General features: G+C 57.9%; 17 protein-coding genes. 12 read left to right on the top strand and 5 right to left on the bottom strand.

Translation table 11 applies throughout. The features are described from left to right. Positions 1-1,710, bottom strand: a complete 1,710-nt coding sequence (locus AB1286_RS07785; protein ID WP_430362716.1) for a DUF927 domain-containing protein — start codon at positions 1,708-1,710, stop codon at positions 1-3. Positions 1,711-2,341: 631 nt separating this feature from the next. On the opposite strand from AB1286_RS07785, the gene AB1286_RS07780 reads away from it, so the two are divergent. The 3 genes from AB1286_RS07780 to AB1286_RS07770 all read left to right on the top strand — a co-directional run bounded on the left by AB1286_RS07780 (position 2,342) and on the right by AB1286_RS07770 (position 4,141). Beyond that, positions 2,342-2,611 (top strand): hypothetical protein, encoded by a 270-nt coding sequence (locus AB1286_RS07780; RefSeq protein ID WP_430362715.1) that lies wholly within the window; start codon positions 2,342-2,344, stop codon positions 2,609-2,611. 244 nt (positions 2,612-2,855) lie between these two features. Continuing rightward, positions 2,856-3,377, top strand: a complete 522-nt coding sequence (locus tag AB1286_RS07775; RefSeq protein WP_430362714.1) for a hypothetical protein — start codon at positions 2,856-2,858, stop codon at positions 3,375-3,377. Positions 3,378-3,418: 41 nt separating this feature from the next. Further along, entirely contained in the window at positions 3,419-4,141 is a 723-nt protein-coding gene (locus AB1286_RS07770) for a hypothetical protein (RefSeq protein ID WP_430362713.1), read from the top strand. Positions 4,142-4,203: 62 nt separating this feature from the next. Here the strand turns inward: AB1286_RS07770 and AB1286_RS07765 are convergent, their stop codons facing one another. Together AB1286_RS07765 and AB1286_RS07760 are read right to left on the bottom strand one after the other, a co-directional pair. After that, on the bottom strand, positions 4,204-4,980 hold the full coding sequence (locus AB1286_RS07765) for a hypothetical protein (protein WP_430362712.1): 777 nt from the start codon (positions 4,978-4,980) through the stop codon (positions 4,204-4,206). A gap of 112 nt (positions 4,981-5,092) precedes the next feature. Continuing rightward, entirely contained in the window at positions 5,093-5,389 is a 297-nt protein-coding gene (locus AB1286_RS07760) for a hypothetical protein (RefSeq protein WP_430362711.1), read from the bottom strand. 285 nt (positions 5,390-5,674) lie between these two features. On the opposite strand from AB1286_RS07760, the gene AB1286_RS07755 reads away from it, so the two are divergent. The 7 genes from AB1286_RS07755 to AB1286_RS07725 all read left to right on the top strand — a co-directional run bounded on the left by AB1286_RS07755 (position 5,675) and on the right by AB1286_RS07725 (position 9,890). Next, the gene (locus AB1286_RS07755) at positions 5,675-6,094 is read left to right on the top strand and encodes a PAAR domain-containing protein (protein ID WP_430362710.1); all 420 of its coding nucleotides are present in this window, start codon (positions 5,675-5,677) and stop codon (positions 6,092-6,094) included. 3 nt (positions 6,095-6,097) lie between these two features. Continuing rightward, entirely contained in the window at positions 6,098-6,592 is a 495-nt protein-coding gene (locus AB1286_RS07750) for a DUF4123 domain-containing protein (RefSeq protein ID WP_430362709.1), read from the top strand. Then, positions 6,585-7,052: a hypothetical protein gene (locus AB1286_RS07745; protein ID WP_430362708.1), complete on the top strand. Its 468-nt coding sequence runs from the start codon at positions 6,585-6,587 to the stop codon at positions 7,050-7,052. The genes AB1286_RS07750 and AB1286_RS07745 overlap by 8 nt, the downstream gene beginning before the upstream one ends. Continuing rightward, positions 6,940-7,536, top strand: coding sequence for a restriction endonuclease fold toxin 5 domain-containing protein (locus AB1286_RS07740; protein WP_430362707.1), 597 nt, complete (start codon positions 6,940-6,942; stop codon positions 7,534-7,536). Before AB1286_RS07745 ends, AB1286_RS07740 begins: the two co-directional genes overlap by 113 nt. A 4-nt stretch (positions 7,537-7,540) precedes the next feature. After that, positions 7,541-8,272, top strand: a complete 732-nt coding sequence (locus AB1286_RS07735; protein WP_430362706.1) for an immunity 52 family protein — start codon at positions 7,541-7,543, stop codon at positions 8,270-8,272. A gap of 123 nt (positions 8,273-8,395) precedes the next feature. After that, positions 8,396-8,971 (top strand): hypothetical protein, encoded by a 576-nt coding sequence (locus AB1286_RS07730; protein ID WP_430362705.1) that lies wholly within the window; start codon positions 8,396-8,398, stop codon positions 8,969-8,971. An 85-nt stretch (positions 8,972-9,056) separates the two neighbouring features. Then, positions 9,057-9,890 carry a competence protein CoiA gene (locus AB1286_RS07725; protein ID WP_430362704.1) on the top strand — a complete coding sequence of 278 codons (834 nt, stop codon included), beginning with the start codon at positions 9,057-9,059 and terminating at the stop codon, positions 9,888-9,890. 332 nt (positions 9,891-10,222) lie between these two features. Here AB1286_RS07725 and AB1286_RS07720 read toward each other — a convergent pair whose 3' ends face one another. Then, a complete protein-coding gene (locus AB1286_RS07720) occupies positions 10,223-10,567 on the bottom strand; it encodes a helix-turn-helix domain-containing protein (protein WP_430362703.1) in 345 nt (114 codons plus the stop codon). 380 nt (positions 10,568-10,947) lie between these two features. Here AB1286_RS07720 and AB1286_RS07715 point away from each other — a divergent pair, with 380 nt between their 5' ends. Next, positions 10,948-13,035: a YadA family autotransporter adhesin gene (locus AB1286_RS07715; protein WP_430362702.1), complete on the top strand. Its 2,088-nt coding sequence runs from the start codon at positions 10,948-10,950 to the stop codon at positions 13,033-13,035. Positions 13,036-13,320: 285 nt separating this feature from the next. After that, positions 13,321-13,902 carry a hypothetical protein gene (locus tag AB1286_RS07710; protein WP_430362701.1) on the top strand — a complete coding sequence of 194 codons (582 nt, stop codon included), beginning with the start codon at positions 13,321-13,323 and terminating at the stop codon, positions 13,900-13,902. 24 nt (positions 13,903-13,926) lie between these two features. On the opposite strand, the gene AB1286_RS07705 is transcribed toward AB1286_RS07710, so the two are convergent. Beyond that, on the bottom strand, positions 13,927-14,325 hold the full coding sequence (locus tag AB1286_RS07705) for a hypothetical protein (protein ID WP_430362700.1): 399 nt from the start codon (positions 14,323-14,325) through the stop codon (positions 13,927-13,929). Positions 14,326-14,508 lie beyond the last annotated feature (183 nt).

The following is a 14,508-nucleotide window of genomic DNA, read 5'->3' as shown; positions in this document are numbered from 1 at the left end:
TTACAGCAACAGTGCTTCTCGCAGCACGTACGCATTGAATTTTCGGCCGTCGCCTTGCGGCACCTTGACTTGCCTCGTCGGGCGGTTACCTGAGCCGGGGATGAGCCAGTCCGAACTACGGAGCGCATCGTGAAATTCGCGCTCCCCATACTTCGACTTCAACTGTTCAAGTGCTGACGGCCGGATCAACAGAAGGGATTCGCCTGCGCTTGCGTGACGATAGCCAAATGGCTGTCGGACTTCATGTTTCTCGAAGTCAGCGAATGCGGCCATCTTGTGGTGATGCTTGCGAACGTGTGCTTGCACTTCGCGGGTGATCACCTTGGCCGATACGCTGCGGCCCGAGGTCATGCCATCGAACCAATTTGCGAAGCAGGCCCCCATCGCTTGTCCGATCGCAGGTTTCGGAAGATCGATCACATTTGCCTCAACGGCGACATAACCGGCGAACGCGGCGATCGCGAAGTGATCGAGGACGCGGGACTCGATATTATCGAATTCGTCCAATACGAACTCGGCTGCGATGCGTCGGCGAATGCGGTCAAGTTTGCTCGCGTATTCCTCCCTGAGTTCGTCAAGGTGTTTTGCGACGTATTGGATGTACGGGGGCCACGCGACGCCGTACGTTTTGTGGATCATCGCATTCAAATTCTTGACGTAGCTGGCACTATCGGAACTGCCGTGCCAATCGGAAACGATTCCCCTACGCCCTTTGACGTTCAATGTAATGAAGCGGGCGCGGTGTCCGCCTGTAGGCGCGTGACCGACACGACGCATCCGATCAAAAACGCTCTCCTCACCGGCGGTGACGATGACCGTGGACACGGACGAGGGCATCGCGGCACTGCCGTCCGGGGAGGCGCGTAACTTGCCCATCCCATTCGTCAGGTCGTAAATTAGTTGACTGAGGCCGCGAGGGTCCGCCTGCCCGATTTCATCGACAATAAACGGCAAGTCGTTATGGTCTACGGCACGCGCAAGCAAACCATTCGCCGTCCCCGCCCAAGTTGCTAAACGCTGCGGATACGTTAGGAGCGATTGGGCGAGACGAAGCAGCGTGCTTTTGCCGCTGCTCGACTGACCGACAATCGATACGCTGAACGACGAATGTCCGAACGGACGAAGCAACGGCGCTGCGAGCGCGAAACAGATAATTGACAGCGGCAGCGGATTTGCTTCAAGCAGGCTGGTGCACGCTCGCCATTCTTCTATGCTGCCCTTGCATTCGGGCGCGTGATCCTGATCAGCAGCGCGAATGATGCGCATCTTACCGCTGGCATCGTAAATGTATTTGCGAAAGGCGTAACCGCCGCTGCCATCGGGATTGATCCAGCCGTCGCGATGGACGCGCTTATATAGCGGTGTCTTCGGAAGCGACTTCAGGTACGCCGAAATGTGCGCAATAGCATCGGCAGAACTCTCAAGCTCGACGCCGTAGTTGATCAGCGCAAGTACAAGGTCGCGGGGTTGCGCTAACAAGGTTTCGGGAAGTTCGATAACTTTCCAACCGGCAAGAGTCTGAATGCGGATGATCCGCGCCGGACCGCTGCCCGTGCTGTCGATCGCGTAACCCAGCGGGCGCAACGGCGAGCAAATTCGGACCAGGCGATTGGCCGAGCGGAAGTGGAGGCCGTCGTCCAGCAGGACGTACGACACTTCGCGAGATTGGGTTTTCCGCTTCGTAGGTGGTGCGACGAAATCGGGCGTCATTATTCGACACCATCATCGTCAGCACCGCCGACGCAGCTTGCCTTTCCCGGCATACGCTCGGCGCGGATCGCTTTCGCCGCTTCGGCTTGTGATTGCCAATCGAGCAGCGCATCGCGATATGTAAGGATTTCGGACGACTTCCAGCGGATGGAACGTTGCGTGATTCGCTTCGGCCTCGAAAAAGCCGACTTGTTTTTCGGCTTCACGTATATCATCGTGCCGCCGCAACCTAGCAGTTCGCGCGCGACAGGAATAGCGATAAGCGGGTCGATACGGACATCGAGCGGGGCACTGTCCGAGAGAACGGTTCGAGCAGGCATCGGGGCGTTTCCTCCATGTTGGTTGGCCTCGATACGTATTTACTGACGCCGAGAAAAGAAGGCTCAAATTTTTTGCCTCTCGAATTTTTCCTCCATCCCCCGTTCGGCTGTGCGGCAGCGTCGGCTTGCGTTATGAGCGCGGCTTCCCGGGCCGGGTAGCGGGTTCCCGTCGCCATCCAGAGAACACCGATCCCCTGATTTCAATATCCCGGTACCGCGTTGCCTGGCCGACTCGGATGAAAACGATACCAATCACCTACGCTGCTGCACAACAGGCACAATCCAAGTTCCCAGCCGAAAGGGGGCCAGCCATGGACGCCATCACCGTCAAACTCACGAGCGCGCTCGTCCAACAATCCACCATTCACTTTTCGGCTTACGAATTCGGTTGGGGGGACTGCGCCTTCGCAATCCCCCATGGCGTTGCCCAATCGGAACTAGGTGCCGCCGATGAAAGCCCCAAGCAACTGACCCTAGCGTTCGAACTCAGTCGTCCCAAATTGCAAAAAATGCTCTCGCTTAGGACCTTCGACTGCCAAGGCAAACGCATATCGCTCTCAGTCGCCGACCTTCGCCAATAGCGCAACACATATCGCACCCGGCGACGCATGGCGAGCCCGTACAGCGGCGAAATTTACGAACCGGCCTTGCGCCGGTTTTTCAATTGCCGCCGTCATCGCAAGCACGCTGCGTTGTGTTGCTGGCTCCGAACGTAGAAGGTAGGATTAATGCCGCCGGAAAATGTCGGCAGGCAGCATTTTATGATCGCCGTGCTTGCGCGATTTTTGACACTGATGTGCCGGAGAACAGACCATCGGGGACCAGATGCGTTTTGAACTGGAAACGGTCAAGACATGGGCCGAGCTTGCGCTGACTTGCGGCTCGTTGATTGCGCTACCTGTCGGCGCTTATTGGGTCGTTCACAATTTTTCGGTGGAAGATACCCACGAAGCGAATCCGAACATCAGCGTCACTGCGGACGTTATGCCCTACGACGGTGATCGGCGGCTGCTGCTCGTTCACGTCCGCCCAAAGAATGCAGGCAAGGTGCCTATCGAACTGGACGGCGGTAAGGAAGGCGATATCAAAATCACAGTCGGCGAATTGCCTGCGACATTGCCTGACGGCCCGGTGGACGCGGACAAGTTGCCCGTCCAATTCAGCGTGCCAAATTTCGTGGAGCGATATTCGGGCGGCTACGTTATGGAACCGGGCATCGCCTACGATGAGTTGGTGCCGTTCGTCGTGCCGAAGGGTAGGACCTACTTCGTGCGTGCGGAAATGACACACTACGATGACAGCCCCGACGACGAGGTAGACGGCTCGTATATCGTCAAGGTCGAGTAGTCGAAATTCGAGCGCGCAACAAATCAGCAAGGGCGAGGGCGATGGGTCGATCCACCAAAAACGACAAGAAGCGCGAGCAAGAGAAGGCCGTCTTCGATCTGTTCGCCCGCGATTTCGAGCTACCAGAAGGCACGATCCTGCACGGTGATATCCCGGATGTGGTTATCGACGGCCCGCGAAAGATCGGCATCGAAATCACTGACCTGTACCACGTGGACGGCGACAACCCAAGTAGCGAACAGATGCAGCAGAGGTACCGCGATGCTGTAGTGAAGCAGGCGCAAGCGCTGTACAGCGTCGCAGGCGGTCGCCCGATAGAGCTTCATTTCGCGTTCAATTTCGACAAGCCAATCGGCAAGGTCGAGCCGCTTGCCGAGGCCATCGCGGAACTCGGACGAAGCATCGAGCAGGGGCCGTCGGACGCTGTTCCCGACTACGCCTTCGAACATATACCCGAACTCGAATGGGTGTATTGGAACGGTCGCGAATATCCTGATGCGAAATGGCGCGTCACCCAAAGCTACGCTGTGCCTTCGCTCGCATTGCCTCGCATCGAGAAAACCATTGCAGAGAAGACGGAGCGGGCGAAGAAGTACCGCCCCTGCGACGCGTATTGGTTGTTGATGGTCGTGAATTTTTGGAATCCGGCATCCGATCAAGACATTTCTTGGCCGGACGGGGTGACGGTCCACGCGGGGGCCTTCGAGCGAATATTGCTGTACCGAACGCATTTTGCCCCTATCGAAGTGCCGACTTGGCGATGACGCACACGCGAAGCGATGGCCGTGGGCGACTATCGACTGCGCATCCTACGTGCGTCCAGTACCTAGCCCCGTCTCCTTGTCCATTCTTGCTCGATTTTCCGGCGTTCCTCTTCCGCTGCTTCCAATTTCTTGTAAAGAGGGGGGCAATAAATCCATTTCTTACTAAAATCGTCCTGATGCACCGGCAGAACAACAAGCCAACCAAGGACTCCGATCGTCATCCAAACCGGGGAGCTGGTGCCGCAATAATTCACCACCCAGTTTGTGAGCGTGTGATTGGAATGATTTTCTGGTAACAGGTAATTTAATAGAATGAATGTCAGTGAACAAAATGAATATGCCTGCATTTCTCTTAAAGCGATTTCGCTTTCTCGCTCATCGCGCTCGTACTGCTCGTATCTATCCATAAGAAATTTACTTTCTTTTTCATGGGCTTCATCCAATAGTTCGGCCGGTCTAACGCGGTTATGCTCTCTTCTGTGAAATTTAAATGGTGGTTCGTCGATTCCGATCCAATCCCTTTTTATGTGGCTCGTGATCTTCCATGTTTGATATTGCATCTCAATATAAATTAGAACGACCGTCACTTTGAGTGTCGGAAGTATCAGTGATACAAGGCCGGAAAAGGCGACAAATATCAAGGCGACCTCCAGTGCAAGGGAGATGTCGAATTTTCCACCCTCTATAATAATATCCTTAATGCTGGCACCAGAAAAATAAGCCAGCATCGAATCTGAGAAGAACAGGAAGCTCGCGGCAAGAAGGAAAAATTGTGGCCTCACCGCTTTTTCGAGCATGGACAGAAATTTGTCCAACGATAAACTGCTTGCTGTCGCCATGTATTCTCCAGTGATTGTTTAATGTGGGTGTTGTTTTGATTTTAATTTAAGAGGACATGTTGATCGACCTTGAACAACATTCAAGTGCGAAAACAGCAATTCGAATCAATTATCATGACAATTTGTTGCCGCAGAGGTCAAGACCCTTGAGGCCGTGAACGAGGTGGCTGTCGACGCTCGCCTCCTCTCGGCTTGTTATGATGGCGACTTCCCGCAACAGCCCGCGATCATCATCTGTTTCGATATCAAATGCCTCAATTGTCGTCTTTGCGTCGAAATAGTGCTCTAGGTGCTCTGGAAGTGCCCGCAACGCCTCTATCACCTCCTGTTCACTTTTCGTTAAACGGTTTGGCGCACTCGGCGTCGGCCCGGCTTCGTAGTAGACGAGATATGCGTATCGCTTAATCATTTTTGAACTCCAATTGGCTGCTCGTTTGAACTCGCAGAGCCATGCTACATGAGCACCCGAAGAGTTCCAAATCTACTTAGTTGGCGGTGTAATGCTTGCCTTGTTCCGACCTCACAGGCAGGCGCGCAGTTGGATCGGTCGAAGCTGCCCTAAGTGCGAAGCAGACACCTAGAGGCGGTTGCGGAGGCTTTCGAGAACATGTTGCGGTAAGTTGACTGAAAGAATTCATGTTGACATACACGCTTATGATAAAGTTGCATAAAACAAAATCCGAGAGAGGGCCACTTGGCGACACGCAGCATTATTTGCGCTGGCGACTCTACGTCGCACGGCGGCAAGGTTCTTGAAGGAAATCCAACCGCGACGTTAGACGGCAAGCCCATTTCGGGAGTCGGGCACATGGTTGCCTGCCCGCAATGCAAAGGAAATTTCCCGATTTTGCCGGACCTGCTCGGCCGTCGTTATCCGCACATCATCGACAAGCGCGATACGGCGGTTGAAGGCATGCGGACAGCGTGCGGCGCGACGTTGATCGCTTCGCAATCGAATTCCACGATCAGCGACGACGGCGAAGGTCACGCAAATACAGGCACCGCGGTCGCAGCAGCAGCTACTGCAATGCCGCTGTCGCCGACGCCGACACTTTGCCTTGAGTGCTTGATCGCGGCAGCTAAAAGCGGCGCAACGATGGTCATGCGGGGGTAAGTCGTGCAGCCCGCAAAAATCGAAGTTCATTTCGCGCAGCGCCAAGCGCAGGCGTCGCTTCCTGTCCGGCTGTACGCGCTTGTCGACGCCCTGCTATACGGACGCGGTGAAACAGTTGAGCGGCCAGGAGCCACTATCGGATTATTCGACGGAACGCCCGACGCGTCGTTGGCTGACGCTGGGCCGTGGCTGATCGATTTCGCCGACGCGTCGAGCGCCGTGCAACAGTCTCTATTTACGATGGGAGCGGGTGATGACGGCGTTTCATGGCTTGTCAGTGCGTACCCCTTTCCGGCGCTTGCCGAAGAGCTTGCAGGGCGTTTGAACGCCCGTATGCCGGACGGTCGAACCGCCTTGCTCCGCTTTTATGACGCACGCTTGATGAGTGAAATCGCGGAACTGTTTTCGTTCACGCAGCGCATCGAATTCTTTGTGCCGACGTTCGATTGGTTTGTGGAAATCAACGGCGAACTGAAAAGGGTGCATCCGCATGCTTGAACTGACGACAGAGCAGGTTGCGGCGCTCGCCGATATTGACGCCAAACGGTTTGTCGAAGGCGTGCGTGCCGATTTGTGCAAGCAAGAGCCGAAGCTCGCCGACGATCCGACGCTTTCGTCCAGGCTGTGGCGGGCATTCAAAGCAGCGCGTGCGCTTGGCATCGAGCGCGATGAAAATCTGGCCGCGTTCCTTCGTATCGAGGCGTATGCGCCCAGCTTTTACGAGCAGCCTGCGATACGCGCGTGGCTCACGCGTCCGGGCCGTTCGGCTGACGAACGCTTTCATGACTACCTGCGCGTCATGCGCTGGAAAATCGAGCATCCTGAATTTCGTGGGGGAATGAATAATGGCAGGTCTGGCGGTTCCGGTGATCGAGGGGGCAGTGGAGGCCCTTGGGCAAACCTTGGCGCGCGCTGGCGCGGCTTTATTGGGCGGAGCAGCGGTGGGGGCAACGGGTAGTCTGTCTGGTGATACGAAAAAGGAAGACAGCAAGGCAGCGCCCGCCGTGCGTACACTGCCGCGCGCCGACGAAAAGTGCAAGAAATGTCCGCCCGAAGGCGGGTCGAAGATTCGCCGCAACCACGGAGTCAACTGGAATTCTTACAGCTACCAAGCGCGCATCACGGGCTTCGCGTTCGACGTTGAGGAGTGCCGGTGGAGCGACGAATGGCAATGGCTTGGGATCGACTTCGACGGGTTTCAGGCCAGTGAATGTCTTTTGCAGGAAACTAAGGGCGACTACGACCAATTCCTCGATGATGGGGAGCCGATTTTTTGGTACAGGGGCTTCAAGAAGGTGCGCGACCAGCTGAACCGGCAGGCGGTCGTAGTGAACAGCAACCCGCCGACGCGGCTCATGTGGTATTTCATGACACCGCACGCGCGTGAATACCTGCTGCCCGACCTGCGGCGGGCACGTGTTTCCTCGATCTATCAACCGTAAAGCCATGCAATTTATAGCTCAATTTCGCGAAACGCTAGACGTTGCTCAATCCGACTACGTCTTCCACTTGAAACGGGCACGGCGGGTCATTGATGTGCTCGCTGCGAAGGATCGTCGCTTGTCTGAATGGTTTTTGACAGGGGACACGAAGGACGAGGCGCTTCTTTACCCGGTTTACGAAGCTGACGGCACGCCAACGACAGCAGCTATCGCGGTGCTGAACGAGGAATATAGAAATGAAGAGCACCTCGCGAAGTCGATCGCCATGTGGAATGGACACGAGCAAAAGAAAGATGGCGCTGCGCTCTCACTGGCGTTTGATAACGATCCGTTGACGCATGATTTCGACCTCTCGCTAGGCGAAGAGGGCGCGGACGCTTCCCGACTCGGCGATTTCCAATCGGTCGCCCAGGTCGTTGCGGCAATCGCTGATGCCTACGCGCCGTCCTACGTGACAGCCGCGCCGCGAAAGTATTCGCCGAAACAGGTTTTCGACGACAAGCCCGGTGTTGGCTGGATGCTGTACTTGCCGAAGGTCATCACCGTCCAGCAGGTGCCCGAGGCGCGGGCGCTGATTTCCGTGAAGGCGCGGAACGGAAAGGAAACCGGCACGATCATCGCGAGCGTCACTGATGCGGTGTTTTCGGTGGACAACCCCGAACACGTCGAAGCCGCGAACCGCATCGAAATTCGCTTAGTCGATCAGGACTTGCTACCGGCCTACGCGGATTTGTGATTGCAAATCGGTCGTTCGGATGCCGAGGAGTGTATCTGCTGGGCGCTCTACATCGCGGGTACATGCGGTGGGCGTGGCAGAATGTCGCTCGTGCCTGCCAGTACAAACCGACAAGTTTGCCGCATGCTGATAAATCGCAACCCGACGCCGCAGGACAGAGCCGCGATGCAAGCCATCGAGGACTTGGTGAGCGCGAAGAAGCTCAGCGACGTGAAGAAGATATGCAAGCAGGCGGTGATTACCGAGGCAGCCTTCACCGACTTCATCGTGGCTTGCGATTCCGGTGTGCTGCATCCTTGGACGCACCACATTTCTTATCGGGATTTTCCGGGCAGTGTGATATGGACCGATGAGGACGCTAAGAGGATCGGGGATATCAACAACGGCCCGTTGACCGAGACGCAAACGAAGGCAATGCGCAAGTGGTACCAGCTTCTCGAAGAGCGCAGATATCTTGTCGGGCACATCTTCTATTGGCCCGACCATTCGAAGTGGCTGTTCTTCTATTTTGACAACCGCGACGTGTGGCAGTACAAAAATCACTTCAAGGGCGGGCCGCACATGCACTTAATTAACCATCTGTGGCCGGACAGGACGGCGGAATCGGTCTGGAAGGAATTCAGAGACGGTAACCCCGACATGAAGGGAGCCGAGCATATACGGTTCGACCGCCCGTATGAAGGGCCTCCGCAGATATGAAAAATTCGTCGTCGAACCACGACGAGCGGGCGCGTTCCGGTGCAGTGTGGTTACGCCAAGAAATCAGACGCAAAGGGGATGACGGGTGCAGTTCGCCAATGTTGAAGACGAGCGCCGCGAGGCGTTTCCGGGCGGTCACGGCAACTGCTCGACGTGCGGCGCGCCGACCGTCGCGAAATGTGGCCCGCGCGTGATGCATCATTGGGCGCATGCCAGCCGCCGCGACTGCGATCCGTGGTGGGAGAACGAAACGCTGTGGCATCGTGAGTGGAAAAATCGGTTTCCTGCTGACTGCCGGGAAATCTCGCATGTCGCGCCTGATGGCGAAATCCATCGCGCGGATATCAAGACGCCAACCGGCATCGTCATCGAGGTTCAACATTCGGCGATGACCGACGCCGAGCGAAGTTCCCGCGAAGCGTTCTACGGGAACCTTGTCTGGGTCGTCGACGGCAGCGGCTTCCGACAGAATTTTGACATTTATCACCCGCTGCCAGATCCAGCGTCCGAGCTGGCGCGTGATCTGGTCTGGGCCAAGACGTACCGGCATTTACCGGGCACATTCGACGGTGTGTTCTTCCGGGTATCGGACGCCTTGGAGCACAACGCCAACGCGACCAAGGCGGACTTGGGCGGTGACATGCACTTAGTTCACTTCATAGACGAAATTGAAGAGCAGTTAGGGCAAGCGTACAGCGGGCACCGGCAGTACGACTGGGTTCGACCGCGCCGCACGTGGCTCGATGCCACATGCCCGGTCTACATCGATTTTGGCGAAGACTGGCTGGCGAAATTGATGGTGTACGACGAAACAGGACTCCGCTGCATGCGCTACGTGGCAAAACGGAATTTCGTCCACGATGCTATGGTCGAGACGGACGCGCGCGCCATTGCGACACGTTTCTATCCCATCGGCTGAGTGCAAGGTGCGCCGGAAGTGTTGGGCGGCGATTCGTTCCCAACGGCATCATGTCGAATTCCGCGACGGTCGGGCACGTTCGGCATTCGCGCGCGTCCGGCGTTTGGATTTTTCGTGACGGGGAAATTGACGGGGAACGAGCATCTCGCCGCCATCTGGATCGTTATGAATCAATGGCTTATCGGCGATCCGTAGATTTTGATCGAGAATATGTAAGCGTGTATCGCAGGCAGTGTAGGTACTGCCGCGTGGTAGAAAAAACGCCGATAGACCATTGGTTTATCGGCGTTTTTTTGTTTGTCCTGCGGTTCGATCACCGTCGACCGCGCTCCCTACCTGTTCGATAAATGCGCGCACATCGCCGATACCCATTGGCGGATAAATTCCTGGTCGGCCGGTGCAAGGTTATCCAGCAGCGAGGAGATTTCGCGTGCCGGATCGAGCGAACGCCCACCGCCCCCAGCGATCAGCGATTCGGGTGGTACGCCATAGAGCGTCGCAAGCTCGAACAGCCGGAATAACGGCGGGGCCGTGTGACCGCGTTCAAAGCGGCTGATCGTTTCCGGATTCACACCCAGTTGTGCGGACACTTCTTCCTGCGTCATGCGCCGTTCCATCCGCGCACGTGCCAAGGCATCTCCGATGCGTGTAAGGAAGACCCTTTCCTGCGTCGACATCCCCCTGCGCTGGTCGTCCGTTCCCACCTTCGACCCGGTTCGCCCAACACCCGCTCGCCTATCGGTCATCGATCCCCCTTTGCTTCATTTTATCTCACGTCCCTCATCCGAGACTGACGGAGCCCGCCGCCGCCTGGCGCCTCACGAGCTACAGGGGTGGAGCGACTGTAACGATATGAGCAACAAAACAATAGTCAATGTTGGGTGAAGGCAACCTGAAAAGTCGTATAAGTCTCAAATATTGTCAAAATCGGCCAAACCGTCGCTGTAATCGGCCAGCTTTCTGTAAAAATCCGCCGCAAAGCAGGGCGCCTGCTTTGCGCTACCGGCGGAAGAAGCGAAGCCATGGTGTTTTTTTCAACGACGGAAATAGACAAAAAATGAATTCGAATCGAGGGGCGGCCACGCCCGCAAAGTCCAAGGTCTCACTGGCGATCGTCACGGCGCTTGCGCTGACGGCAGGTTACGCCCACGCAGATAACCTTGCGGTGGGCGGCGAAGCGAAGGGCATCGTCTCGACGGTCGGCGGCGCGAGCGCAGCGCCGACAGCAACGACGGGTGGGAGTAACCCCGCTGTCGCTGGCGCGGACGGCACGAGTCAAAACACCGCGGTGGGCAATGCGGTCGTCGCCCAAGGTGGCCAAGCTACGGCTGTCGGTGACCGCGCAACGGCAACTGGCGTGAACGCCACGACGGTGGGCGCGAATACGAACGCAACGGCAAACAACGCGGTCGCAGTCGGCGGATCGTCGTCGGCTACCTCCGCCAATTCGACGGCGCTAGGCGCAACGGCAACCGCCGGCGCGAGCGGCACAGACACTTCGCTGATCGACAACTGGCGCACGGACAGCACGCAACGAAGCACATCCTTCTCGACCGGCAATACAGCCGTGGGATTCCAGTCGAACTCGACCCACAACGGTACGGCTATCGGCGTGTCGTCGAACGCGACGGGCAATGAATCGTTTGCAGGCGGCACCGCTGCATCGGCCACGGGCCGCGTTTCCGTCGCTGTCGGCGGCGCCGCCTTGGCAACGGGCGACTCCGCGATCGCGATCGGCAACACGGCGACGGCAGGCGGTGCTCAGGCAATCGCAGCCGGTGCAGGGGCGGAAGCGAGCGGCTTGCACGGTGCAGCGTATGGTTCGGGCGCATTCGCGAGTGGTGCGAATTCGACTGCGGCCGGCTACAACAGCACCGCGTCCGGAGACAATTCTGTCGCGAACGGCGCGAATTCGAGCGCTATCGGTGCGAACACCTCGGCCTTCGGACAAGGCAGCGTTGCAAACGGGACGAACAATACGGCATTGGGCTCGGGGGCGATCGCCAACGGTTTTTCGACGACCGCAGTCGGCTTCGCCGCCGTGACGGGTTCGTCGGGCTCCGTCGCGATGGGCACGCAAGCGACTGCGACGGGACAAAACACGGTTGCCGCAGGCTGGGCTTCGAACGCAACGGGTACATGGGCAGTCGCACTCGGCGACCGTTCGCAAGCAACGGGGAACATGTCTGTTGCGATCGGCGATCAAGCGAGCGCCGCGAATGCAAATAGCGTTGCACTCGGAAATAGCTCGGCGACGAAGGCTGCAACGACGGTCGCAAGTCAAGTCGTCGGCGGTATCACGTATAGCGGATTTGCCGCTTCCAATCCGGTCGGCGTGGTCAGTGTTGGCGCCGCAGGCACGGAGCGGCAGATCGTCAACGTTGCGGCCGGCCAGATCGCGGCAACGAGCACGGACGCCATAAACGGATCGCAGCTCTTTAGCGTGGCTACGCAACTGTCGTCGCTCGTCGGGAAAGTCAACTCGATGCCGGGCGGAAACACAAACGTGCTCGATGCAACGGGCACGGCAACCGGCACCGGTGCAACGGCGGGCGCTGCCAATGCAACGTCCGTGGGTTCGAGCAGCGACGTTGCCGCGAACGGCGGCACCGCTGTCGGTCATCAAGCGATCGTTACCTCGACCAACGGAACGGCTGTCGGCACGAACAGCAATGTTACCGGGACCAACGGAACGGCAATCGGGTCGAACACCACCGTCACGGGCAACAATTCGGTTGCCTTGGGCGCGGGTAGCGTCGCAGACCGGGACAACACAGTTTCCGTCGGTGCGCCGGGTGCCGAGCGCCAAATCACCAACGTTGCCGATGGTACGGCACCCACCGACGCGGTGAATGTGCGCCAACTGGATAGCGCCGTTGGCTCGATCCGCAGCGATCTAAACAAGTACCGCAAGGATTCGGATGCAGGTTCGGCCGCTGCGATCGCCATGGCGAATCTGCCTCAAGCCGTGCTGCCGGGCGAGAAGGTCGTCGCCCTCGGTGGTGGTACATACGGCGGTCAATCGGCCATGGCCGTCGGTCTGTCGGTCGCTACCCGTTCGTGGATGATGAAGGGCTCGGTTTCCACGCCGGTTTCCGGTCATGGTTCCGTGGCAGCGGGCGCAGGCGTCGGTTATCGCTGGTGATGTCCGCGCAGGCAGCTATTGGGCTCGAAGCTTCCGATAGATGCCTGCGTCTGTAGTTAGACGGTTAAAGCGCCGCCGCAGCCGCCTTCGGTAGTAGCGGCGGCTGCGAATTGTCGAGACAGGGCAGCCGGGCAAAGTAAAGAGGCGCTGCGGCAAACGCGCGAACGCAGACTTGGATGCATGCTGGCCGGCATGCAAAGAGAGATCAAACGTAAAACGCGGACGCGACGGTCGGGGCTCTTTGAGCAGCGGCGCCCATTGTCACCGAAACGGAAACTCGGCCCGGTGCGCCGATCGCGCGCGCACGACATCCAATCGATTCGATACAAGTGGAGCAAGGCGAGCGAAATGCGCCGCGCGTACATCCACTGCTCCGCTCGACGCCGCGTCGTCTACGATTGGCTATCCTCTCTATGCGCATCGACGGGCGACATCCAACGTCTGCCGCGCGAACAGCGCAGAACGTCCACTGAATTTCGACTGTCGAAACTGCATCCGGCGATCAGAATTTTCGTGAGCGGCACGACGCTCGCAGCGAGCGTGCATTACCGGGGCCGCTGCTGGGATTTGCTGAAATGTCTCGAGAATAGACCGGGGAAAGCGCCGGGGGGCTGGATCAATACGATGTCGATACCGGGGCAGCAAAAGGTCTATGACAGCGTGGATGCGCTGTGGAAAGCCGAGGTTTTCGACGGCTTCCGTCGATGGTTCGATCGCGCGTTGAGCGTAGAGCAGGCGCTGATCTTGTACGGCACGCACGATGGCGCCACGTGGGCCGAGCTGATGCCCTTTGCGACGCCTCGCGGTTTGCACGAAATGGCCCGGTTTCCAGTGTGGCAGCACAGCCCACAGGCGGTTGCGCGGTAGGGTATTTCTTTCGGCGCAGGACGTTCAGGGCTGATTCAGCGTCGCCTTCAGTGCCTTGAGCCCGTCGCGTTTGAGCCATGTCGTCAGGTGGTCGATCGCCGCCGACGCGACCTTCCCATCGCTATGTACAAGCTCGGCGCAGACACCGGCCGCCGCTGCGATGATGCGCGCGGTTTCGGGCACATACGGCAGGTCGTTGTCCGTATCGTGGCGCGAGCGAACGACCGCATAGCGCGTAGCCTCCGCAATCGACCACGCGCTTGTGACGACCTCGAACGCCGACACATTCTTCCCGTTGATCAGCGCCGATTGCGTCCGGGCGTCCTCGGAATACCCGAGTGTTTCCAGTTGCTCGCAAAAATCGATTGCCGCGGATAAGACGTGTCGAATCTGATCCCAGTCGGTAGGCGGAAGCTTAGACATCGAAAACTCCATCGGTTGAACGAAAGCACGCAAGTGTGGCATGGGCCGTTGATACATCTCATGTTTTTGCGAGCCTGGAGTGTGCTCTTTGTGCCGTTCGAAACGATGCACGACACGAGAGTACGCCGGTAAGGGCTACGCGAGTCCAAGCTCGGAAATCTGCTCGCCCGAAATAAGGCTGCT

This window comes from Trinickia sp. NRRL B-1857 (assembly GCF_050470685.1).
Lineage (GTDB): Bacteria > Pseudomonadota > Gammaproteobacteria > Burkholderiales > Burkholderiaceae > Trinickia.
The sequence above is the reverse complement of the archived record's forward strand: the minus strand, read 5'-3'. Positions and strand labels throughout refer to the sequence as shown.